Annotated in this window: 16 protein-coding genes; 8 read left to right on the top strand and 8 right to left on the bottom strand. The window is 65.1% G+C overall.

Features of this window, described 5'->3' with window-relative positions; genetic code table 11:
• Positions 1 to 4: 4 nt before the first annotated feature.
• Positions 5 to 2,326, bottom strand: coding sequence for a lamin tail domain-containing protein (locus AKJ09_RS54190; protein WP_240488429.1), 2,322 nt, complete (start codon positions 2,324 to 2,326; stop codon positions 5 to 7).
• A gap of 280 nt (positions 2,327 to 2,606) precedes the next feature.
• Here AKJ09_RS54190 and AKJ09_RS10145 point away from each other — a divergent pair, with 280 nt between their 5' ends.
• Positions 2,607 to 4,862 carry a hypothetical protein gene (locus AKJ09_RS10145; protein ID WP_146646997.1) on the top strand — a complete coding sequence of 752 codons (2,256 nt, stop codon included), beginning with the start codon at positions 2,607 to 2,609 and terminating at the stop codon, positions 4,860 to 4,862.
• A gap of 74 nt (positions 4,863 to 4,936) precedes the next feature.
• Here AKJ09_RS10145 and AKJ09_RS10150 read toward each other — a convergent pair whose 3' ends face one another.
• The gene (locus tag AKJ09_RS10150; protein ID WP_205634113.1) at positions 4,937 to 5,950 is read right to left on the bottom strand and encodes a hypothetical protein; all 1,014 of its coding nucleotides are present in this window, start codon (positions 5,948 to 5,950) and stop codon (positions 4,937 to 4,939) included.
• 232 nt (positions 5,951 to 6,182) lie between these two features.
• Positions 6,183 to 7,847 (bottom strand): hypothetical protein, encoded by a 1,665-nt coding sequence (locus tag AKJ09_RS10155; protein WP_169927418.1) that lies wholly within the window; start codon positions 7,845 to 7,847, stop codon positions 6,183 to 6,185.
• Positions 7,848 to 8,142: 295 nt separating this feature from the next.
• On the opposite strand from AKJ09_RS10155, the gene AKJ09_RS10160 reads away from it, so the two are divergent.
• Entirely contained in the window at positions 8,143 to 8,811 is a 669-nt protein-coding gene (locus tag AKJ09_RS10160) for a hypothetical protein (RefSeq protein WP_146647000.1), read from the top strand.
• A gap of 10 nt (positions 8,812 to 8,821) precedes the next feature.
• On the opposite strand, the gene AKJ09_RS10165 is transcribed toward AKJ09_RS10160, so the two are convergent.
• Complete coding sequence (locus AKJ09_RS10165) at positions 8,822 to 9,409, bottom strand: dienelactone hydrolase family protein (RefSeq protein ID WP_146647001.1); 588 nt, start codon at positions 9,407 to 9,409, stop codon at positions 8,822 to 8,824.
• A gap of 76 nt (positions 9,410 to 9,485) precedes the next feature.
• Here AKJ09_RS10165 and AKJ09_RS10170 point away from each other — a divergent pair, with 76 nt between their 5' ends.
• Positions 9,486 to 10,184 carry a helix-turn-helix transcriptional regulator gene (locus tag AKJ09_RS10170; protein ID WP_146647002.1) on the top strand — a complete coding sequence of 233 codons (699 nt, stop codon included), beginning with the start codon at positions 9,486 to 9,488 and terminating at the stop codon, positions 10,182 to 10,184.
• 443 nt (positions 10,185 to 10,627) lie between these two features.
• Positions 10,628 to 12,058: a hypothetical protein gene (locus AKJ09_RS10175; RefSeq protein WP_146647003.1), complete on the top strand. Its 1,431-nt coding sequence runs from the start codon at positions 10,628 to 10,630 to the stop codon at positions 12,056 to 12,058.
• A 40-nt stretch (positions 12,059 to 12,098) separates the two neighbouring features.
• Here AKJ09_RS10175 and AKJ09_RS10180 read toward each other — a convergent pair whose 3' ends face one another.
• The 3 genes from AKJ09_RS10180 to AKJ09_RS10190 all read right to left on the bottom strand — a co-directional run bounded on the left by AKJ09_RS10180 (position 12,099) and on the right by AKJ09_RS10190 (position 14,376).
• A complete protein-coding gene (locus tag AKJ09_RS10180; protein WP_146647004.1) occupies positions 12,099 to 12,896 on the bottom strand; it encodes a hypothetical protein in 798 nt (265 codons plus the stop codon).
• Positions 12,897 to 13,035: 139 nt separating this feature from the next.
• Positions 13,036 to 13,746, bottom strand: a complete 711-nt coding sequence (locus tag AKJ09_RS54195) for a hypothetical protein (protein WP_205633668.1) — start codon at positions 13,744 to 13,746, stop codon at positions 13,036 to 13,038.
• Between the two features lie 66 nt (positions 13,747 to 13,812).
• Entirely contained in the window at positions 13,813 to 14,376 is a 564-nt protein-coding gene (locus AKJ09_RS10190; RefSeq protein WP_146647005.1) for a TetR/AcrR family transcriptional regulator, read from the bottom strand.
• A gap of 25 nt (positions 14,377 to 14,401) precedes the next feature.
• Here AKJ09_RS10190 and AKJ09_RS10195 point away from each other — a divergent pair, with 25 nt between their 5' ends.
• The gene (locus AKJ09_RS10195; RefSeq protein ID WP_169927420.1) at positions 14,402 to 14,938 is read left to right on the top strand and encodes a dihydrofolate reductase family protein; all 537 of its coding nucleotides are present in this window, start codon (positions 14,402 to 14,404) and stop codon (positions 14,936 to 14,938) included.
• Position 14,939: 1 nt separating this feature from the next.
• On the opposite strand, the gene AKJ09_RS10200 is transcribed toward AKJ09_RS10195, so the two are convergent.
• Positions 14,940 to 18,614, bottom strand: a complete 3,675-nt coding sequence (locus AKJ09_RS10200; RefSeq protein WP_146647007.1) for a M36 family metallopeptidase — start codon at positions 18,612 to 18,614, stop codon at positions 14,940 to 14,942.
• 557 nt (positions 18,615 to 19,171) lie between these two features.
• On the opposite strand from AKJ09_RS10200, the gene AKJ09_RS10205 reads away from it, so the two are divergent.
• The 3 genes from AKJ09_RS10205 (at position 19,172) to AKJ09_RS10215 (ending at position 22,405) form a co-directional block, all read left to right on the top strand.
• Positions 19,172 to 19,858 carry an IS630 family transposase gene (locus tag AKJ09_RS10205; protein ID WP_146647008.1) on the top strand — a complete coding sequence of 229 codons (687 nt, stop codon included), beginning with the start codon at positions 19,172 to 19,174 and terminating at the stop codon, positions 19,856 to 19,858.
• Between the two features lie 159 nt (positions 19,859 to 20,017).
• On the top strand, positions 20,018 to 21,280 hold the full coding sequence (locus AKJ09_RS10210) for an HNH endonuclease (protein ID WP_146647009.1): 1,263 nt from the start codon (positions 20,018 to 20,020) through the stop codon (positions 21,278 to 21,280).
• Positions 21,281 to 22,177: 897 nt separating this feature from the next.
• On the top strand, positions 22,178 to 22,405 hold the full coding sequence (locus AKJ09_RS10215; protein WP_146647010.1) for a hypothetical protein: 228 nt from the start codon (positions 22,178 to 22,180) through the stop codon (positions 22,403 to 22,405).
• Positions 22,406 to 22,440: the final 35 nt, after the last annotated feature.

Genomic DNA, 22,440 nt, shown 5'->3' on the forward strand with positions numbered 1-22,440 from the left:
GGCGTTACGGTGACTCGGTGGGCGAGCTCGAATTCTGGGGCTGGCGAGCCGCGCGGGTGACGAAATCCTTCGAGTTGTCGTCGGTGTCGTAACCGTTGCCTCGCAGCGCGTCGGCGCCGCCCACGGCCATCGTCGCGGAGGTGGAGGTCGCCACCGCCTTGCGCTCGAGGCTACCGCCGGACGCGGGGTGGGACGGCGCGGCACTCCCTTCTGGAGAGTTCGCCGTGCCATAACCGAGCTTGTCCACGGTCTTTGCGTCGGTGATGTTCGTCGAGAGGCCGGGGAGCCCGATGCGAATGTGACCGCCGCCGGTGGTCGAGGCCGACGCGTCGAAGGCGGCAGGGTACCGGGTGTCGGTCGCGACGGCACCGGAGTAGGTGGCCCCTCCGATGAGGTAGTAGCCCTTCGACTGGATCTTCGCGCCCGCCGGCAACGTGTACGTGGCGCTGTACGATGTCGTGCTCGTCGCCGACTTGTACTGGAGGACCCAGCCCGCGATGCTGATATCGAACGGCATCGGGTTGTAGAGCTCGACGAACTCGTCGGTGTTGCTGGCCGTAGTGCCACCGCAGAATTCGCTGATGACCACCTTGTGAGCCGTGCAGACGGCCGTCCCGTCGGCTCCGCACGCCATGGTGCCGGGCGCGCTGCTCGCCGTGGTGCAGGCAGTCCCGAGCCCCGTAACCGGCGGGCCGCCGCAAACGCCGCACTCGTTCTTCGTCAATGTCGACTTGCACTCGGTGCCGGTGCCGTCCGTGTTGCAGGCGAGCTGGCCTCCGCATCCCTCGGCATTGGTGCACGCGTTGCCGACGCCGGTGACCGCCGGTCCGCCGCACACACCGCACGCGTTCTTCGCCGGCGCGTTGCACTCGAGCGCAGTGCCGAGAGCATTGCACGCGAGCGCTCCCTCGCAGCCGTCAGCCGCGGTGCAGGCGTCGTCGACGGCGCCGACGATCGCCGGTCCGCCGCACACACCGCACGCGTTCCGTTCCTCGGCGGCCACGCAGATCGCACTCAGGCCGTCAGGGCTACAGGTGGTGGTGCCCGCGCAGCCGTTCGCCGCCGGACACGACGCGTTGAGGCCTTCAACGGGAGCGCCGCAAACACCGCACTCGTTTCGCTGTTCGAGCGCCACGCAGATTGCGCTCAGGCCGTCGGGGCTACAGGTGGTGGTACCCGCGCAGCCGTTCGCCGCCATGCAGGGCAGATTGAGGCCCTCGACGGCAGCTCCGCAAACACCGCACGCGTTCCGCTGTTCGGCGGCCACGCAGACGGTACCCAGACCGTTGGCGCTACAGGCAGTCGTGCCCCCGCAGCCGTTCGCCGCCGTGCAGGCCACGTTCAGCCCCTCGACGGCAGCCCCGCAAACACCGCACGCGTTCCGCTGTTCGGAGGCGACGCAGATTGCACTCAGGCCGTCGGGGCTACAGGCGGTCGTGCCCCCGCAGCCGTTCGCCGCCGTGCAGGCCACGTTCAGCCCCTCGACGGCAGCTCCGCAAACACCGCACGCGTTCCGCTGTTCGGCGGCCACGCAGACGGTACTCAGGCCGTTGGGGCTACAGGCGGTCGTGCCCCCGCAGCCGTTCGCCGCCGTGCAGGCCACGTTCAGGCCTTCGACGGCAGGCCCGCACACGTTGCAAGCGTTTCGCTGTTCGGTGGCGACGCACGATACGGTGTTGTTCGCTCCGCACACATTCGAGCCGTTGCAGCCGTTGAGCGCGGTGCACGCAGTCCCGGGAAGGACCGGCGGTGGCACACAGACGATCGCCTCGGTGCCGTTGCACGCGACGGTCCCGCAGTTCTCGCACACGGCGCCTGGTGCGCTGCCGAGAACGTTGCAGCCTCCGCACGCGTTCTTCACACCGTTGTCAATCACGCCATCGCAGTCGTTGTCGAAACCATCGCAGGTCTCGGGCGCGGGCCGAACCTCACCCGTGCAGGCCTCCCACACGCCGTTCTTGCAGGTCCGGGTACCAGCCTTGCAGAGGCCAATTCCGACGGTGCCTCCCGGACCGCCATAGCACTCGAGCGTGGCGCCGTTGGTGCACTCACCGGCATCCCCCGCGTCGCCGGCATCCTCGGCATCGCCGGCATCTTCGGCATCGCCGGCATCTTCGGCGTCGGAGGCATCGGACGCGTCGGAGGCATCCGGCGAAGACGCGTCGGCGTTGTCCGACGCATCCTCGGAACTTACCGAGCCATCGGCTTGGGTCGTCGCGTCGCGGTCATCCCCGTCGTCGGTTCCCTCACCAGCGTCGGATTCCGACGAGCTACAGGCAGCGACCAAGAGGAGCAGCGCGCTCAGGCGCACATATCGAATCAACATGTGGGGTAAAGCCATTCTTCGATTCACGGCGTGAAGCGCCACGAACCGACCAGATCTCGCGCGAGCCCATGTGGGTCGCGCAGACGTCGCGAGAGCAATCGCACCCGTGTGGTGAAACCCACACCACGGGCACAATTTCTCATTTGAGCGTCTCCTATCATCATCGCGGAACGCGATCCAGGCCTGCGCGTCGTCGTCGCCGGCATGTCGCCGGTCTGTCATAGGCGCGCGCTCGACGACCTCGCACATCGCCGGGATCAGCAATAATCTCGCGTCTCGCATGTCGAACAAGCGCCCCACCCCCGCGGCAGTTCCGAGCAAAGCCTTCTTCGATACCGCCGACGACTGTTGGGCGCTCGGTGAGAAGGACAGCCAAGGTCGGAAGATCGGCGTGTGGAACTACTGGCGCAAGGACGGGACGCACGAGTGTGACGAGGAATGGGGCGACGGGACGACCCGCCTGACCTACCGCCGCTTCCATCCGAACGGTCCGGAGTCACAATCCGGCACGAAGGATCTGAAGCGCGACGTCTGGATGGGCACGATGCGCTGGACCAAGGCCGATACGGACTCGGTCGAAGATCGCTACTTTCCGCCGGGCCCGAAGAATGCGCGCGCGTTCGAGTTCGTCTACGACGATCGCGGACGCGTCATCACGGAGCGCCTGTTCGACAAAGATGGCGCCCGCATTACCCATGGCGGGCAGCCCTTCCCTGCTGAGCGCCCTGCTTCCGTCGACGAGAACGCGATCCTGACGGCGCACAACCAGTGGCGGAGCGCGGTGCACACGCTCGACCTGGATGAGTACTTGGGCGACTACCGCGTCTGGGATCGGAATGGCACGCTGCTCGAGCAGCGCGTCTACGGCGACGACGGCAAGATGCAGCGCCTGGAGGAGTACAAAAACGGCGCGCTCTGGATGACGAAGGTCTACGACGGTGGCGAGCTGACCCAGTCGTTCTATCGGACGCGCAAAGGCGAGAGCGTTCTCCGGAGCAGCATGCTCTACCGGAACGAACAGAACGACCGGCGAGAGACCCTCTACGACAAGGATGGGAAGCCGCTCTACTCCGTGCGCCTCGAAAAGGTGACCGAGACGCACGAGCGTCGGTACTACGACGACGTGCTCGTCTTCGAGGCGAAGTGGAGCGCGAAATCGCGTCGCGAAAAGCACGCGCCGGACGTGAAGTACTTCGATGGCAAGAGCGTCCTCATCGACTATCGGAGCGATGGGAAGGGCAGCGGCGTCTTCACGCTCTACCGACGCGACGGGAGCGTGGAGGCAACGCTAAACGGCGTCGCCGAGGCCTCGCTGAGCGAGTCAGGCAACTGGGACACGTTCTTGCCCGGTTTCGCGAGCTACGAGTCCGATCGCAAAATCACCGACGTCGAGTACGTGCGCGACGCTTTCCTGATTCAAGTGGACGAGGACCGCTTCGAGGAGGCGGTGGCGAAGGTCGTGGTCCCGCGGCAGCTGAAAGCCATCGAAGCCATCAACTGGAAGAAGTCACGCTCCGCCGACAAGTACGCGAAGCTCGACAAGCTGCTCGTGGTGATGCTCACCAGCGACAAGAACTTGGCCAGGCGCGCTTCTGACGCCATTTGGTCCGCGATCGAAGAGCAGGACTGCGTATTCGACGCGACCTACGACGTGGCGCTGACGCTCACGCGACTCGCACCTTCGCTGAAGGGGAAGTTCCGGCAGCGAGCGATGCGGGAGCTTGCCAAGATCGTCTGCCTGCCGGCGTTGCCAGATCAACTTCCGAAGCGGTACGAGAGCCTCGAGCAGGAGCTTCGTGCGGAGCTCGCGCTCCTCGAGAGCTATGCTCGGTCCCACGACAGCGCAAGCGGCCGCGAAGTGCTGCACGTGCTCTCGCTGCTCAACGAACCTGCCGTGCCACGCGAGCGCGTGGTGGACGAGGGCGCGAGCGTCGAGACCCGCGCCTTTTCGGCGTGCGCACTCGCCGCCTGCAAGGGGCAGAGCAAGGCGCAGCGCGACAAGGCCATCGCCACGTTGGAGAAGGCCTTCTCGACCGAAAAGGATGTTGGTGTTCGGGGCGTTCTCGGAGTCCTCGTGGCGATGATGCGCGGCGAAGCAGGGCCTCGCAACGAGGCCATCGACGCCTTGCTCTTGCAATACGTCGTTCAGCCTGCTCGGCAGGCCGAGCTCCACGACGCGTGGGAACCCGTTATCCGCTTTCTCGGCGATGATATCGAATCAATGTTGTTTCGTGCCGTTCCGGAGAAGCGAAGGCGAGAGCACATCGAGTCCGTCATCGACGGCCTTACTCGTCGCAATTCGCTCGAGCAGGTCAACGACCTCGACATCATCTTCAAGACCCTCTTCGACGAGGGCGAGGACACCAAGCTATCTCCGCTCCATCGGAAGGCCCTGCACGCCGTGGCCGACGTCGTCGACAAGAATGTCGGCTTCGTGAACCAGGGCGAGATCTTCCAAAATCACGGTCTTCCGTGGGACAGCTTCGCTCTCCGCGAACTCGCCAAAAACGGCCGACCCGCGCGAGCCCGGGACTGAGAAGAAGGGGGCGTTGACGACGAAGCGCGGTTCTTGCGCCTACCAGTGCCGAAGGCCGCGCGCCGCGCGCGGTCTCAGCGGACGTAGGTGCGGAACGCGAGGTCCCACGCCGTGCCGCCACGCGTGTCGTGGCCGCCGGGATATGGGTTCGCGGTGCTGAACGTGTAGCCCGGCTGGGGCTGACAATCGTTGTCGCTGATGCAGACCCCGACCGCCTGGCCGGCGGAGCATTTGCCTCCGTTGCACTTGGTGGGAGGCCCCGCGAGCGTGACGTCGAATCGATACGCAGTTCCCGCGGTGACGGTGATGCATGAACTGCCGAGGTCGAAGTACCCCGCGCCGGGCGGCCCGCTCGGAAGACCGGTGTAGCCCGTGCAGGTCAGTGGCGGCGCGACGAGCGGGACGTCGCCGGTGCCGAGCGCGTTCCCGGCCGCGTCGGAGACCACCATGTGCAGCGAGAACCCCGGCATCGTGGTGCACACATCGAGCTTCATCTCGATCCCGGTCAGCAGGCCGGTCTTGCCCGCGGTGAAGCTCTGCCCGACGCCTCCCACGCTGGCGTTGACGTACTGCCCGCTCGTGGCAAGCGGTTGTGCCTGGTCGACGGCGCCCACGGCACCACCGCAACCGCAAGCGCCCTCGTGGCACGTCACGCCTGCGGCGCAGGCATTGCCGCACGCGCCGCAGTTCGCGGCGTCGCTCGTTGTCGGGACCTCGCAACCGTTGGCGGCGTCGTGATCGCAGTCGCCAAAGCCCGCGACACAGGCGAGGCCGCACGCGGTGCCGTCGCAGGTCGCGTTCGCGTTCGCGGCCGCCGCGCACGGCGAGCATGTGGCGCCGCACGTCGCGACGTCGGTGTCGCTCGAGCAGGCGCCGCCGCATGCGTGCGAGCCGGTTGGGCACCCGCCGTCGCAGACAGCGGCGCACACGAAGCCGTTATCGCGCGGAGCATCGGGAGCCACGTCGAGGCCGGCATCGCCCGGCTCGGGCCCAGCATCGGCGGCGGACTGCGCGCCACAGCCGGCGAGCGCGGCGAACGCGGCGAACGACCAGGACCAACGGGCGCGACTCGAAGGCGAGGCGATCATGTCGGTCGGGAGGTTACACGCCGGTGCGCACGGCCGTCCATCGACGCTCGCGCGATTGCGGTGCAGTTCAACGAAGTCGTTCGACTTCTGCGGCGACCACTTGCGTGAACCGACGGTGCAGAGCGACCCCAGGAACGCCAGCGCCCGAGTGAGCATGAGCTCCACGTGGGCGGCTCAGATGCACGGCGCGAAAGGCGACGTGCATCTGAGTGGTCGCGATAGTCCTACGAACTCACTCGCAGTTGCCGTGATAGACCGTGACGTTCGGCTTACGTCCCTTGGTCACCGTTCCGAACGGATACGCGACGCCAGCGCCTTCGTAGATCTCGACAGCACCAGCGGGACTGGCGAGCGCCCCTACCGCATTGCCCTCAGTGGCGTTGAGGGAAGTAGTGCCGGTCGTGGTGACGTAGAAGGCGTAACTCGTCCCCGCCGGAATCGTGACGTCGATCTTGAGCGGGATGGCGGTGGGGCCGTTCGGACCGCCAGACTTGACAGTGATCTCGCCACCGAGGGCGGTCCAGGCAGCGGCGTTCGCTTCGGTGCCGACGAACGTGCCAGGGTGGAAGTAGACGCGCAGCGTGTGCTCGCCGGCGGGGAGGTTGACGCTGAGGGCGCGGATGCTCGTCGTGACCGTAGCCTTCACGTCGAACATCTCACCATGATCGGTCACGCCGCCGGCATAAGACGTCGTCACGCCAGGAACGTAGCGGAAAGCGCCGTTCCAGATGCGATTGGGATTCTCTGCACCGAACGGATACGCTTTTCCGTAGCCCTCCTTGATCGTGAGGACGCCATCGTCGGCGACGACAGTACCGACGCCGCTGCCGTTCGAGTAGTTGAGGTTGAGGCTCGGGTTGACATGCGTGATGTAGACGCTGTTCGTTCCCGTCGTGAGTGGAACGAAGATGTCGGTCGTGAGCGCCGTCCGACCGGAGAAGACATCGACGCTGGTGCTCTGGCGCAGCGTCCACCGCGACGAATCGGTCGTCGTTCCCGCGATTGCCCCGGCGTGCGTGTAGATCTGGATTGTGTCTGCGCCCCCCATGTTGTTGACGTCGGCGCCGAGCACCATCACATCCTTCGTTGCGTCGACCTCGAACATGTTTCCGCTGCGATTGTTTCCGGCGTTGAAGGTTGATTCGATGCCGGTCGTGGTGGGGCTAGCGCAAAGGTTCGGGCACGCGCCTGCACCGCAGCCCCCGCATTTGCCGACGCCAGCGGCGCAGTCCTGACAGAACGCGCCGTCGGGAGCGACGTTCGTCATGCACGCGCCACCGAGGCACGTATCCGCCCGATCGCACATGACGTCCGAGGTGTTGCCGCACGCCGTGCCGTCATCCTTGTCGTTGTTCTTGCACGCCCCCTTGCCGTCGCAGGTATCCGCGCCACTGCACTCGGTCGAAGTGGCACTCCCGCAGGCAGTTCCTTCCGCCTTGAAGTTCGACTTGCACTCACCGTTGCCGTCGCACGTCTCGGCGTCGGCACATTCCGAGGCTACGCCGCACTCTGTTCCAGCGACCTTCGGGTTGCCGTTGCACTTGCCTTTGCCGTCACACGTTCCTTGATCCGTACAGGCACTCGGAGCCTCGCCACACGAGGTTCCTTCTTTGGCGAGGTTCTTCTCGCAGACACCGGACTTGCACTTGTCGGCGCCATCACATTCGGTGGACGTCGAGCTTCCACAGGCCGTCCCATCGGCCTTGCCCTCGCATTCGCCGGGCGCTGCGCTGTCGGACTCCTTGCTACCCCCGCTGTCCTTCGTCTCGGAGCCGGCGTCGTTGGCCGTCTCCCCTGCATCTTCTACCGACGTGCTGCTGACGGAGTTGTCATTTGTGCAGGCCGCAACGAAGAGCCCACCAACGAACAACGACAGGACCGGATACACCGCCGACATGACTTTCAACGTGAAGCCTCATTTCACATAAGCCCCCCAATCAAAGAGCATCCTGAGGATGCCGCGACTCCTCGTGCGCAACGTTTCACAAGTGCGAAGAGGCGCTGCCGCCGCTTCCAAAAGCACCGCTCAGAACCGCGAAACATAGGCTGAAAGGGGGCCCGCCTTGTAGGCCGCAAATAAGGCGTCAGGCAGAGTGGGACATGTCGACTCGGCAAAGTCCACGTGCGTGGCGGCGCGAAGTTCTTCACAATCTTTGGGTGCCACACTCCGTCCTTCACACTGGTGAGCCTTGATGCTCGAACGGACGAGAAGGCACGTGTTCGTCGGCGCGCTGGCCGTCGCTCTGCTCGGTGACGCTTCGCTCGCTCACGCCTTCCCGGTGGCGCCGGGTCCCTTCGCAGCCGTGCGCGGTCCGCGGGCCTTTCGGCATCATCATCATCATCATCATCACCACTCCTCGAGCGGAACGCGTGTGACCGAGCCCGAGCCCGACACGACGCCGCCCGCCGAACGGTTCGACCTATCGCTGAAGCTCGAAGGTGGCTACGAGCTCGGCGCGCTCGACGGTCGGGGCACAGGCGGTCCTCGCTGGGGCGTCGGGCTCGGCGCCCAGAACGACGAGATGGGCTGGTGGATCACGCTGCGCGGCCGCCTGGCGGAGCCCTCTGTCGGCGTGCACGCGTGGGACGCCCGCCTGGGCGTCGATGCGGACGTGCTGCGCGCCGGTATCACGCATATCGGCGTCGGCTCCGAGCTCGGAGTGATGGGACAGCCCGGTCCCACGGGCGCGACGCGCCCGACGTTCACCTGCGGACTAGGCGCGCGCGCCGGGCTCGACCTCGTGCGTTTCGGCGACCGCGACCGCTCGGCGCTCACCCTCGACCTGCGTGGCGACGTGCAGGTGCTCGCTACGTCAGGCTCCTACGCAACGATCGCGCTGCTCGCGGCCGTCCGCTTTTGAGCGGAGCGATTCAGCCGCCCAGGGCTCTCAGAAACGTCAGCACCCGTGTGAGCATCAGCTCCGCGTGGGCGGCGTCGTAGTCGGCAGAGCCCTCGTCAGCGAACAAGTGCCCCCTACCCGCGTAGCGGAACAGCTGCACGTCGGAGGATGCGGACGCCGACGCGAGCGTCTGGGGCACCGCGAGATCCATCCCCGGGTCATCTTCGGCGAAGTGGATCTGTGCCGGAAGCCTGTCAGGCCAACGATCCATGCCCAACATCTGCAGCGGGAGCGAGCCGTGCATCAGCACGACACCGCGTGCGTTGGGGCGAGTCAGCGCCAACATCTGCGCAGGAGCAGCGCCCATGCTGAAGCCCGCATACACGCGATTGTCCTCGGGCCCCTCGATCGCCTCGACGGCCGCGGTCGCGCGCTGAAGCAGCGTGGGGATACCGATGGAGTCGCGCCGAGCGACACCGTCCTCGAGGCGCTCGAACACCGCGCCCTCGAAGAGGTCAGGCGTAGTGACGTGGTGACCTGAGCTGCGGAGCGCGTCGGCGAAACGCCGAACGGCGGGACGAAGACCGAGCGCGGAATGGAACAAGACGACGTGGGACATGCGGAGCCTCCTTGGTTGCTGCTAGGACTACCGTCCGCGACGGCACCGTTATGGCACCGTTCTTGGATTTCGCCCGATGAACCGCACCGAACGCATGTACGCCATCGTCGAGGCCCTGCGAGCAGCAGGCGGACGAGGCAGGAACGCCGAGTGGCTCGCCGAGCGCTTCGAGATCTCGGTGCGCACGGTCAAGCGCGACGTGCGCGCGCTCCAGGAGGCTGGCTCTCCCATCGTCGGCCAAGATGGACGCGGCGGCGGCTACCAACTCGCGCGCACGGCCCCTCTCTCTCCGCTGACCTTCACGAGCGGCGAGGCGGCGGCGCTCGCCATCGCCATCGGCGCAGAGCCAGCCTTGCCGTTCCGTCGCGATGCACGGAGCGCACTCGAGAAGATCCTGGGCGCGATGACACCGCTCCAGCGCGCAGAGGTGGATACGCTCGCTCGCCGAGTCTGGATGCGCACGCCTGCCACGTCGCGCGGCGCCCGTACGGGCATCGCGCTCGACGAGGCTTTGCGGCAAGGAGTGGTGGCCCGCGTCGACTACGAAGACGCCAACGGTCAGCGAACGAGGCGCAGCATCGAGCCCATGGCCTTCGCCCGCACAGGCGGCCACTGGTACGTCCTTGCCTGGTGTCGCCTACGCTGCTCGGGCCGCTGGTTCATGCTCGAGCGAGTACGCGCCGTCCGCGTCACGCGAGAGCGCTTCGTCTCCCGCGATCTCCGAGAGGTATTCGGCACTCCACCGGAAGACGCCCAGCCCGTGAAACTCACCTGAACGCACGCGCGCCGGTCCCCTGAACTGTCCCTAAAGCGCACTGCCGGTCGGATAGGCAGAATTTTCACAGAAGGGCGGAAGATCGGAAGTTTTTAGGACTGGGACGCGTCAGGCGCCGTAATTCGCTTACTTGGATAAGACTGTTGAATTGCCCCACGGCTTCGGGTTTGCCCGTTTATCCGATGGCATGACGTAGACCGCGGTTGGGCATTATCGGTCGCCGTCATTGCTTATCTGGTCTTCACGGCGCGAGAGATGCGTCGTTCCGAGCGGCGCGATGACAGGGAGGAAGCGGTCGAGCATGAAACCGCCACGACATCGCGCGGCACTACAAACGCATTCGCCAGAACGCGATCCCGTCAATTGACTTACGAACACATATTCCATGATTAGGTTTCCAGGCCTCGAGCTCGCAGGGTGTGGGGGCGACCAGGGAGGGGCAGATGAGCGAACGGGATCGTGGCGAGGGTGAACAGCTCTCGGTGCAAGCGTGGCGTCGGGCCGTGGGCGAATGGCTATGCGAGAAGGCTAGCGGCGAAACAGAGCCAGCGGGCACCCCGGCGGGAGGCTGCGTCCGTGCGGACACGAAGCCGAGACTGCTGGCGAAGCTGTCGAATGAAGAGATTCTCGTCGATCTGAAGTCGTTCGTCGGCGCGGAGAGGCGGTCGCTCGCAAGGCTGATCGTCTATCTCGTCGAGATCGAAGAGCGTCGACTGCATCTCGAGCTTGCATGTTCGTCGATGTTCGACTTTTGCACACGCAGACTCGGCTTCAGCGAGGGAGAAGCGTTTCGACGGCTCACGGCTGCGCGTCTCGTTCGGCGTTTGCCAGTGCTGCTGGATGCCATCGCTCCGGGACGAATCCATCTCTCCAGTCTCGTGCTTCTGCCTGACCTTCTCACGGAGGCGAATGTCGACGAGGTCGTCGCCGCCGCGAGCGGTAAAACGAGGCGCGAAGTCGAGGAGCTCGTGGCGCGGATGGCGCCGAAGCCTGACGTCATGCCATCGATTCGACGGCTGCCCGAACGATCAGCGTCTGGCCGGCATGGAGCATCCCGCACGTCCTCGCCCTTGCCGCAGACCACGCCGCCGTCGCTGCAGCTCAAGCCCATCGCGGAGAGCCGCTACAGGGTGCAACTGACCGCCAACGAGTCGCTCCGCGACAAGCTGGAGCTCGCACGAACTCTGATGAGCCATCGAAATCCGAGCGGAGATCTTGCCGTGATCGTCGAGCAAGCGGTCGACCTGCTCATCGAGAAGCTTTCGAAAGAGAAGCTCGGTACGGCCTCGCGAGCGCGACGAAGCAAGCCGTCGGCTAAGCGCGGTCACGTGACGCGCGCGGCCCGGCGAGAAGCCTTCGAGCGTGACGGCATGCAGTGTTCGTTCGTCGGCGAAAACGGCGAACGGTGTCCAGCGCGCTGCTTTCTCGAAATCGACCACGTGACGCCCCGAGCGCTCGGCGGCAGCGCCGAAGCCGAGAATCTCCGCATCCTATGCCGAGCGCACAACCGTGATGCTGCCGAGCGTGTGTTCGGTCGCGCCCACGTCGAAGCCCGGACCCGAGAGCGCCGAAGAGAGGCGTCGATCCGGCCGAACCACGGGCTCGTCGAGACGCATCGCTTTCGCCAACGAAAGTTCGTGGAGGCGAAGACACCGGCGGGCGAAGCTGCCCTCGTCGATGCAAGCCACGATGTTCGTTCGCCAATGTCCGACCACGAGGCGAGGAGTCAGGTGCGCGGCGCACTGCTCGCGCTCGGCTTCCGCATCGGGGAGGCCGAGCGTGCCGTCACGACCATCGACACGGACGGGGGAGACGAATCGTGGCGGCGCCCGATCGAGACGATCCTGCGCGAGGCACTCGGCGTCCTCACGTAACTCAGTTGATCGGCTCACGCCGGAGCGGCGCTCCAGCTCATCAGCGATGGAGCTCCACGGGTGAGGAGAGCGTTCCGTCTTCGTTCACGCGGAACAGTGAGAGCTTGGGCTGTCCGTCGTCGAACGTTCCGAGCGTGTAGCGGTAGGCGATGTCTGCGGGTTCGGCGGCCTTGCTCTTGGTCGTGCCGCACGTCTTCGTGACCAGTGTGCCCTGGAGGCGATGGTAAATGAGGGAATCTCCGGCGACGGTGGTGACTCCCGACGACGACAGGTCAATCTCGGAGTCGCATCCGTAGTTGGTCTCGTTTTTGTAAGCCTGGATCGTCGTACCGTCGGCCGAAAACTCGTAGCTCATGCCGCTGCTCAGACCTACCTGGCTCCAAAGCGCGACGAGCTCGGTGGGCATGGAGCCCGCGCCCGCGCCCGCATCCGACTGCCCGCTGGAGGGCGTGCCCAGGACCGCGCTGGCATCGTCGGCGACGCACGCGGCGAGCTCACTCTGGCACCTCGTTTGAATGCACGTCGTATCGGCGCACTGGTTGTTCGCGATGCACTGGATGAACGCCGTCGTCACCGGCTGACTGCTCTCGCTCGTCTCGTCCACGCAGGCTTGGACGCACGCGTCGACGCCCTCGTCGGGGCAGCCCCCCGCGCACTTCAAGACGCCCATGCACGACAGACGGCTCGGCGCGGTCCCGCCGTCGCGCGCTCCCGCGGGCGAGGAGCCGGGCGCATCGCCGCCGTCCCCGCTCGCGCCGTTCGACATCCCCTGCGTGCAGCCCACCACGAGCGCGACGGCACTCATCGCCGTCGCGAGAGTCCAAATGCGAAGTCCCATGCATTCGAGAATATGGGCGGGAGTCCGACGGAAGCCAGCGCGCAAGGCTTTACGTAAACGCCTACGCGGAAGGACTTCGTCGCCACCGTCGTTATCGCGTCGCCCGCCCGAGTTCGTCTCGATCGAGCTTGCGCCGGAGTCACCGAGCTCGACTCTTCGGTGTCTTCGCCGGCTTCTTCGGTGGCGTCTTCTTCGCGGGCGCTTTCTTCGCCGCAACCTTCTTGGCAGTCGTCTTCGGCGCGGCCTTCTTGGCGGGTGCTTTCTTCGCCGGCTTCTTGGCCGCAGCGTTCTTCGCCGCCCGCTTCTTCGTCGGCGGCTTTTCCTTCGAGGCAGCTCTTTGCTTCATGACATCGAGCCACCACGCCATGAAGCCGTCGAAGGTGTCATGCGTCGGGCCTGCCGGTCCGCCGTCGAGCCATTTCTCCCAGAGCGTGAAGGTGAACTTCACCGGCGCCTTCTTGTCAGCCGCAGCGCCCTTCGAGAGCAGGTCGCCCTCGTATGTGACCGCCGCGTGGACGCGCCCCTTGATCGGCTCGGCGCGCGCGAAGACGTGAATACCCAGGCCGGAGGCCGACTTCGCACTCGGCTTGCGTGTCAGACCGAAGGCGGTTCCACATTCGTCGAGTTCGAAGAACTTGAGCCCGGCCACTTCGGCGGTGCCGTACCGGCGCACGAAGTCGAGATAGTCCTCGTTGATCTTGAAATTGCCCTGGTTGGCCTTCCACTCATCGACCGACGCGCCATCAGGGACGGCCCCGTCTTTCCAGCGCCACTTTTTTCCGCCGACCGAGAGATCGAGTCTGCGCGCCTCGGTGAGCCACGCGGGTTCGGATGCTTTGGACGATGCCATGGCCCGCGATCCTGCCAGATTGATCGCCCTGTGCGGAGAACACTTCACGCACGAGGCGACGATATCTCAGCGGCGGTGTTCCTTCGCCTTCGCCTTCTCTGACGCGAGCGCGCGCATCCCGAGGAACAGCACGTCGAGCTGCGGATCGGGATCGTGCCCTTCGCCCGCGAGCGATATGCCATGGAGGAGATCGACCAGGGCGTCGCGGCACGTGCGCTGATCGCGGTCGGATAGGCCGAGCGGCGCGATGGCGGAGAAGAAGTGCTCGTCGAAGGGCGCCGAGACGCGCCCGGCTCCCGTCACGTAGAGGAGAAGCTCGCGCGAGCGCAGAACTGTGCGAAGGTACGCGCGAGCGAGGCCGCGGAGGCGGGCCTGCCAGTCCCCGTCGGCCGGCATCCGCGGACGGAGCGACGCGAACGAGCGCTCCGCGGCTGCCGTGAGAAGCTCATCCTTGTCGGCGAAGTAGTGATAGACGGCCATCGGATCGACGCCGAGGCGCCGGGCGAGCGACCGCATCGTGAGCGCCGCGAGCCCCGCCTCGGCGAGCAGCGCGAGCGCGGCGTCGAGGATCTGATCGCGTGAGAGCTTCGGCTGATCCGCACGCGGTCGTCCGCGCGTTTGCGCTTTCATGGACTTAAATCTACCATGTAGAAATATGACACGCCTCTCTGTTTACATCGCCACGAGTGTTGACGGTTTCGTTGCTGGCCCGAACGACGAGCTCGAGTGGCTCGCCTCGGTCGAGTCACCCGACGAGGACTATGGCTACAGGGCTTTCATGAACACGGTCGACGTCCTCGTCACGGGCCGTCGCACCTACGAGGTGGTGCTCAAATTTCCGAAGTGGTACTACGAGGGCACGCGCGTGATCGTGCTCTCGAAATCCCTCCAGCCAAGTGACATGCGTCACGGCGCCGAGGTCTTCGGCGGCTCTCCAACCGAAGTCGTCGCCAAGCTTCGCGCCGAGGGCGTGAAGCGCGCCTATGTCGACGGCGCGGCCGTCATCCGCTCGTTCCTCGAGGCCGGCCTCATCGACGACCTCACCTTGTCGACCATCCCCATCGTCCTCGGCCGCGGGATCCGCCTCTTCGGCGACGACCTCCCAGAGCGCAAGCTCGTTCTCGAGGAGAGCAAGTCGTTCCCCAAGGGACTCGTGCAAAGCCGCTACCGCGTCGCCTCACCGACGGCCTGACCTACGCACGGCGGCGGCGGCGCGTAAGGACGAGCGCGAGCGCGCCGACGCCCCAAAGTGAAAGCTCACTCGACCTGGTCGAACCGACGTTGCAGCCACCATCCTCCGAATCGCCGGGTGCTGCCGAGGGGTCCGCGCCCGCGCCCGCGTCAGCGCCGCTGTCCGGCGTCGGCGAGGTCGGGATGGGATCGGAGGGGGCGCACGCCGTCGTGTCCGCGACGGGGTCTCCGAATGACGTGTTCGTGATCCCCGTCAACGCGAGATCCTGGATATCCCAGCCGGTCGAGCCCCATTCCTTGTCGCTCGCGAAGCGGAAGCGGAGCTTCACGATCTTGCCCGCATACGCGGTGCCGAAGCGCGCTGCCGCCTGGACCACGTCCGGATAGTTCGGGCTTCCCGCGGTGAAGGCCGCACGACCTGCGAGTGGGTTGCCCCCGTCGCCGAAGATCGTGCCGCCGTACCCCGGACTGAAGTACGCGCCGACGTCCGTCCAGGTCGTCCCGTTGTCCTCGCTCATCTCGACAACGGCACCGTCGAAGTACTGGTCGTCCTGCGCGATGCTGTCGAACTCCCAGCGCGTCTTGAAAGAGAGCGTGAACTCCTCGGTTGTGGACACGTGAAGGGCGGGCGAAACGAGTCGATGATCGGCGACGCCGACAAGGTCGGCGACGTGCCAGTAGCCGATACCGTTGTCGACGCTCCACTCGAAGCCATTTCCGACCGAGGATGGCGCGCTCTCGCTCGTCCAGGCTTTGCCTGTCGTGTCGACGGGCCTCGAGCTGTCCGCTTTCAAGTCGAAGTTGCCAACCCCGTGGTGTGTCGCCCTGATCGGTCCCGGCGTCGCGAGCTGGGGATCGGTCAACGCAATCGTGAGCGCGTAGGGCAGGCTCTGCGTCTGGGTCGACATCGACACGTCGACGCTCGCGGAGACCGTCTGGAATGGCTTCGCCGGAGGGAACGAGATCTTCCCGCCGTTCGCGACAGTCAGGCCAGGCACGTCGGTCGTCACGGTCGCTGTCGCTGTCGTAAGGTCGGAGAGGCCGGTGTTCTTGACCGTGACGACGAGCTTGCCCGTCTCCCCGTCATCGAGAATTCCGTCCTGATCACAGGATTTCATGTCATCGAAGAGCCTCGAGCCCACGAATTCGATGTTCGTGCCCGTCGCACTGAAACTCTCGACGACGCCCAGGTTGCCTGCCGCGGTTCGCTCGGGCGCAACGGCCCCCGCGCCCGCGCCGCGCTTCGCGAAGGCAGAGACGAAGAGGGCAAAGTCCTGGTCGTCCGTCGCGGCAGCAGCGGCGAGGAAGGCGTCACGCGCCTCGATGAACGTCGGCATGGGCGGCATCAGCTTCAGCGCCGCGACGACGTAACGCTTCATTCGCGACTGCGCTTCGTCGAAAGGGAGGCGCCCCGAATCACGGAGCAACGCGGCGTAGCACTCCCACAACATCACCGCGAAGACCTCGCCGGCGTTGTGGACCTCGGACATCGACGGCCCTTCGTCTGCGACGGGAACATCTCCAGGCAGTGTCGTGTTGTCTTGAATGAGCTTGAACGTGAGCGGATTCTTCGTGAGGTCCGTCGAGTAAGGGTAGCGACGCAGACCAAAGTAAATCCCGTTCGTCTCGCCGCCGCTCCCCACGTAGTTGGAGATGGCGTAAGTGCCGCTCCAGTTCGCGTTGGCCGCGACCTGGGCATCGTCCGCTCGCACAGTCATCAGCAAGGCGACGAAGTCTGCCAGAGCTTCACTGAGGGCGGCGCCCTGGAGGCCCGTGAGTCCCGAGGCGTCATGAACGAGGCGGCCAGCCATCGTATGGCCCCATTCGTGCGAGGCGAGCGATACGTCGAACGCAGCGTCGCGATCGGGGCCTCGATACTGCTTCTTCATGCGCGCCGTCACCGAGCCAGTGACGAGCGCAGCCTTGATCGCATCGCCCTTCTGCTTGCTGATCCCGAGCGAGGGAATGGTGATCGCGTCCGCGATGCTGCCATCATTCAAGAGCACGGGCAGCACGTTCGGCACGTTCCCGGCGACGAGGACGCCCCTGGCGCCCGCCGTCTGCGCGTTCAACACCTGCCGCTTGATGGTGCAAGCAGCGACATCGACGAGCACGATCTTGCCGGTGACGTTGTTGACGAGCGGCTCGCAGGCGTCGGTGGCCGACGCACCGGCTCCGTCGTCAGCGACGACAAGCGCACTGGTGAAGTCGTGGTTGGCCGTCGGGCCGAAGCCCGGCCCGTTGACCTCGCCGAGGTCGCCGACGCTGGCGGGCTCCGTCACCTGCGCCAGGAACGTGTCCAACCCGTAGAAGACGAACATTTGAACTCGCGACGGAGCGCCGTCGGCGACCGTTCTCGCGTTCGAGTTGTTCAGTCCGCTGTAGTCCTGAGCTTCGGCGCGGAGGGCATCGTTCCCAATCCCTCCGCGTCCGAAGTTGTCGTTCTGGTGGTTGCCCGCCTTCTCGTCGAAGCCCGCGTCGTAGAACCAGTCGTGGAGAAAGTTCATCGTGTAGAAGAGCTGCACCGTCGACGCGGATCGCTGCGTGCCGTCGGGGTACGGGTTCTTCGCGTTGTCGTAGGCGAAGTCGAACGTCTTCGAGGTCGGCGCCGGACGGAGGTCGCCGGCAGTGAAGCCGTCGGGAGCGACGAGGTCCGCATACGCATCGACGTTGTTGCCCGTCGTGCCGGTCGCGTCGGCCGGAAGCCACGGATCGTTCTTGCTGAACGGCGACGACTGGAGCGTGACGAGATTCGAGGCCACGAACGGGAACTGAACGCGATTCGGCGTGCCAGTGGGATGAGGCAACGTGCCGTTGCCGAGCGGACCGTCGTAGGGTTGAAACTTTCCGGAGGAATCGGCAAAGGCGCGGTACGTGAACGAGTCGGCCGCAACGAGATTCTTCTCGAAGAGGATGCTGGCGTCACTCGCATCGACGACGAAGGATCGCGCGTCGGTGTCGGGCGCGCCGGCCCCCTCGACATCGAGCTCGACGTAATACGCCGCGTCGAGCCCCTTCGCACGAGGGAACCAGACCTTCTTCACACGGGCCCTGGCGTTCCTCGTCACGTAGCGCTCATAACCAGCGCCGTCATCGTCCTGTCGAACGAACGCCGGCTCACCGGCCTCTCCGGTCATCGTGCGAAGCGCCGCGCCGGCACATTCCGTGGCGCTCAGCGCGAATTCCGCGTGTCCCACCCGGGGCTCGATCGTGGGAGCGAGGTAGCCGGAGAGCGCAACCGGCTCCTTCGCCCGCGTCATTGCCACCTTGAGCTGCGCGAGGAAGACGTCGATGCCCCCGACCTTCTGCGCGACTCGGGCAACGATCGGGCCAGTTCCATGAGTATCGACCTCCGAGATCGCGGCAGCTGCGAGCGCATTTCGCTTTAGGCCGAGGGTCTCGCGTGCCCTTCCTACCGCCGCCCAGGCGACCTGCTCCGCCGTCGTCGTCGCCGCCACCTTGAACGACGCTTCGGCCGGCCCGCGCAGCCACGTGAACGTCGGCACCCCCAACTCCGCATTCCGGTGCACGACGGTGGGCGTGAATCTCTCGACGGCGCCGGCAGCATCGGGCGACGCGGTCTCCGCCTTTGGCGCGGACGAATCAGCGCCAGTGCCACACGCGGCAAGAAGAGCGAGCGCAACCGGCGCAATGACGGGCAGACGAGCGAAGCGCATTCGTGCAGGATCGCCGAAGTCGGGAGGCGCGTCGAAAGTAAATCATCACGAACATCCAATTTGCGCAGGCCCGTATCCCGAAAGCGAAGCTGAGCCCGGTTTCACGAGCTTCTCCGTCGGCACCACGTTGCTCTGCACCGCGCGGCACGTAACGTGGCGCCAACAATCCGCTCTCTCGTCGAGGACTTCAAGGCGGGCACGCAGCCCGCGGCCTTCGCGTTCGAGGTCTATGCCGACTGCCTACAGCGGTTCCCACTTGCGTGGGTCGTACAAGTCTGATCTATCGGCGCGGTGATTCCGCTCTCCTTGGACCTTCGTCAGCGAATCGTTGTTCGATACGCAGAGGGCGACCTGACGTAAGCGCAAGTCGCCGAACTCTTCAACGTCGGCGAGGCATCCGTTTCGCGATTGCTTCGACGTGAGCGCGAACGCGGCGACCTCACCCCAGATCCGATCGGAGGCGGGTATCCACCTCGCATCTCCGACGAGCAGTTGCCGTTGCTCGTCGCGCTCGTAGCGGAAAAGGCGGACCGAACGATCGCCGAGCTCTGTGAAGAATGGTTCGCCCGGCACAGAGCGAAGCTGTCCATCGCCAGCATGGGGCGTTCGCTCCAACGCGCCGGGCTCACGCGAAAAAAAAGTCCTTCACCCCGAGCGAGCAGCAACGAGCCGACGTCCAAGAAAAGCGCGAGACGTTTCTCCGCGAAGTCGCCAAGGTAGACCCGAACGACCTCGTTTTTCTCGATGAATCGGGCTGCAACATTGCGATGACCGCGAGCTACGGGCGCGCGCCTGCGGGCGTCCGTGTCGCCGAATCGAAACCGGCGAATTGGGGAAGCAATCTCACCGTTGTCGGCGCGATCAAGAACGATCGTATCGTCTGCCATCGGACGCTCGTAGGCGCGATGAACAAGCCGCGCTTCATCGCCCTCATCCGACACGTGCTGTGTCCGCTTCTTCCGCGAGGTGCCGTCGTCGTGCTCGACAACTTGCGCGCTCACCACGCTCCCGAAGTGCGCGAAGCCGTCGAGGCCGTCGGGGCGACCGTGTTGTACCTCCCGCCGTATTCCCCCGATCTCAATCCCATCGAGCTTTGCTGGTCCTTCGCCAAGACCTGGCTTCGTCGCCTCGCTCGCCGTACCGAGAGCGAATTACGAAAGGCCATCAACAACACTATGCTTCGCGTCCGAACAGACCAGCTCCGGGCCTGGTTTGGCCATTGTGGTTTCGGTCAACGCAAGTGATCGCCGCTGTAGACCAACGAAAGGGCCGCAACATCGCACAGCGTTGCAATGCACATTTGTCATAACGCGATCCCGCCAATTGACTTGCGAACAACTATTTCATGATTAGGTTCCCAGACCTGGGGCTCGCAGGGTGTGGGGGCGACCAGGGAGGGGCAGATGAGCGAACGGGATCGTGGCGAGGGCGAGCAGCTCTCTGGTCAGGCGTGGCGTCGGACCGTGGGCGAATGGCTTTGCGACGGGGTTCACGGCGGCGGAGAGCCGACGCGCAACGAGGCGCGAGTCTCCGTCCATTCAGGCATGGCGCTGAGACGTCTCGAGAAGTTGTCGAATGAAGAGATTCTCGTCGAGCTGAAGTCGTTCGTCGGCGCCGAGAGCCGGTCGCTCGCGAGGCTGATCGTCTATCTCGTCGAGATCGAAGAGCGTCGGCTCCATCTCGAGCTGGCATGTTCGTCGATGTTCGACTTTTGCACACGCAGGCTCGGCTTCAGCGAGGGAGAAGCGTTTCGACGACTCACCGCTGCGCGTCTCGTTCGGCGTTTGCCGGTGCTGCTGGATGCCATTGCCTCGGGCCGAATCCATCTCTCGAGTCTCGTGCTTCTGCGTGACCTTCTCACGGAGACGAATGTTGACGAGATCCTCGCCGCGGCGAGCGGTAAGACGAAGCGCGAGGTCGAGGAGCTCTTGGCGCGGATGGCGCCGAAGCCCGACGTGATGCCATCGATTCGACGGCTGCCCGATCGATCAGCGTCTGGTCGGCATGGATCGTCCCGCACCGTCTCGCCTCTACCGCAGACCACGCCGCCGTCGCTGCAGCTCAAGCCGATTGCGGAGAGCCGCTACAGGGTGCAACTGACCGCCAACGAGTCACTCCGCGACAAGCTGGAGCTCGCACGAGCTCTGATGAGCCATCGAAATCCGAGCGGCGATCTCGCCGAGATCATCGAGCAAGCCGTCGACCTGCTCATCGAGAAACTCTCGAAAGAGAAGCTCGGTACGAGCTCGCGAGCGCGCCGAAGCAAGTCGTCGGCGAAGCACGGGTACGTGACGCGTGCGGCCCGTCGGGAAGCATTCGAACGTGACGGCATGCAGTGTTCGTTCGTCGGCGAAAACGGCGAACGGTGTCCAGCGCGCTGCTTTCTCGAAGTCGACCACGTGACGCCCCTGGCGCTCGGCGGCAGCGGCCAGGCCGAAAACCTCCGCGTCCTTTGCCGAGCGCACAACCGTGATGCTGCCGAGCGTGTGTTCGGTCACGCCTACGTCGAAGACCGGACCCGAGAGCGCCGAAGAGAGGCGTCGATCCGGCCGAACAAAGGGCTCGTCGAGACGCATCACTTTCGCCAACGAAAGTTTGTCGAGGCGAGGAGTCAGGTGCGCGGCGCGCTGCTCGCGCTCGGCTTCCGCGTCGACTCGAGGATATAGGCGGGAATCTGACGAAGCCCAGCGGGCAAGGCTTTACGTAAACACCGGGATCGTAGTCGCGACGACGTCGTTCCAACCATTTGAAGCTGGAAATCATGTCGTCACCTCACCCGGCACGTGCGCCGGCTACTGGACGTCACGCCCGGTGCTCTCGTCCCGAACAGACGCCCGACGCGGAGGAGTTGAGCGATGCGGCTCCGCCCTCTCCCCAACATCGATGGCCTACTCGCTTCCCCCGTCCGAAGAGGCTTTCGCGGCCCGTGGGTCCGGGCAGAAATTCTCAGACGCGTTGGCGCCAAAGAGCTCGCAGCGTGAATCCCACCGCCCAACCAGTGCTGGATCGCACTCCGTCGCGAACGCCTCGATGGCTCGTCGAATCTCCGCGCCCGTCGCGCGGGCACACTCGGAATTCACACGGTCGATCGACCGCCATCCATCGGATATGGCGAGATATGGGCGCCCCTCGCGAACGGCAACGTCATAATACAATACCGCATTCCCCTCTCCCGCTGAGGAGACAGGACTGATGATCCACTGTCGTAAAATGGCCGTCATCGCTCACTTGCTGAGGCCCGAACGTGGCACGGAGCGCGTGTACGAGACACGCCTTGGTGGCGGTCGATGAGACCGGCACCAAGACCTCGAACTCCGTCATCGGACGCGTGAAGGTTAGCCGAAGCCCTATGTAGCCAACCACGGGGCTCAGCAGAACCACCAGGCCCCATTTCAGCAGTGTTCGTCCACGCGGCATCGCGGGCGTCCTCCTTCGACGATGCGGAGCATGGCAGCCAAGACGATCGCTGCATCGAAGACGAAGCGAGCGGCTCGAGGTGAAGGCGGGCCCCAGCACGAAATCGAAGTCGTCCGCTGACGGGGCCTCGCTTGGAAGCCCATCACGTGCCTCAGCTACCTCAGCGCACGAAAGACGACGCCATCGGCACCGTCTATCGGGCGCAGACGCCGGCCAAGCACCACCTCTACGTCAAGAAGAACGAAGACGGCTGGCTGTATTTCGGTGGAAAAGGCGTGGAGGACTGCCTTGCAGAATATGCCAATAGCCCTGGTAAAGGCGGCCTCTTCAACGACCACTTGATTGCGAATAGCATCTCGATTTCGCCGAAGTAAAAGCAAAGACGAGTCACAAATGCACTTATGAATTC

It is taken from the genome of Labilithrix luteola, assembly GCF_001263205.1.
Taxonomy (GTDB): Bacteria; Myxococcota_A; Polyangia; order Polyangiales; family Polyangiaceae; genus Labilithrix; species Labilithrix luteola.

Coding starts and splice junctions, on each gene's coding strand:
- AKJ09_RS54190 (WP_240488429.1), bottom strand. CDS start 2,326: ATGTTGATTCGATATGTGCGCCTGAGCGCGCTGCTCCTCTTGGTCGCT.
- AKJ09_RS10145 (WP_146646997.1), top strand. CDS start 2,607: ATGTCGAACAAGCGCCCCACCCCCGCGGCAGTTCCGAGCAAAGCCTTC.
- AKJ09_RS10150 (WP_205634113.1), bottom strand. CDS start 5,950: ATGATCGCCTCGCCTTCGAGTCGCGCCCGTTGGTCCTGGTCGTTCGCC.
- AKJ09_RS10155 (WP_169927418.1), bottom strand. CDS start 7,847: ATGTCGGCGGTGTATCCGGTCCTGTCGTTGTTCGTTGGTGGGCTCTTC.
- AKJ09_RS10160 (WP_146647000.1), top strand. CDS start 8,143: ATGCTCGAACGGACGAGAAGGCACGTGTTCGTCGGCGCGCTGGCCGTC.
- AKJ09_RS10165 (WP_146647001.1), bottom strand. CDS start 9,409: ATGTCCCACGTCGTCTTGTTCCATTCCGCGCTCGGTCTTCGTCCCGCC.
- AKJ09_RS10170 (WP_146647002.1), top strand. CDS start 9,486: ATGAACCGCACCGAACGCATGTACGCCATCGTCGAGGCCCTGCGAGCA.
- AKJ09_RS10175 (WP_146647003.1), top strand. CDS start 10,628: ATGAGCGAACGGGATCGTGGCGAGGGTGAACAGCTCTCGGTGCAAGCG.
- AKJ09_RS10180 (WP_146647004.1), bottom strand. CDS start 12,896: ATGGGACTTCGCATTTGGACTCTCGCGACGGCGATGAGTGCCGTCGCG.
- AKJ09_RS54195 (WP_205633668.1), bottom strand. CDS start 13,746: ATGGCATCGTCCAAAGCATCCGAACCCGCGTGGCTCACCGAGGCGCGC.
- AKJ09_RS10190 (WP_146647005.1), bottom strand. CDS start 14,376: ATGAAAGCGCAAACGCGCGGACGACCGCGTGCGGATCAGCCGAAGCTC.
- AKJ09_RS10195 (WP_169927420.1), top strand. CDS start 14,402: ATGACACGCCTCTCTGTTTACATCGCCACGAGTGTTGACGGTTTCGTT.
- AKJ09_RS10200 (WP_146647007.1), bottom strand. CDS start 18,614: ATGCGCTTCGCTCGTCTGCCCGTCATTGCGCCGGTTGCGCTCGCTCTT.
- AKJ09_RS10205 (WP_146647008.1), top strand. CDS start 19,172: ATGGTTCGCCCGGCACAGAGCGAAGCTGTCCATCGCCAGCATGGGGCG.
- AKJ09_RS10210 (WP_146647009.1), top strand. CDS start 20,018: ATGAGCGAACGGGATCGTGGCGAGGGCGAGCAGCTCTCTGGTCAGGCG.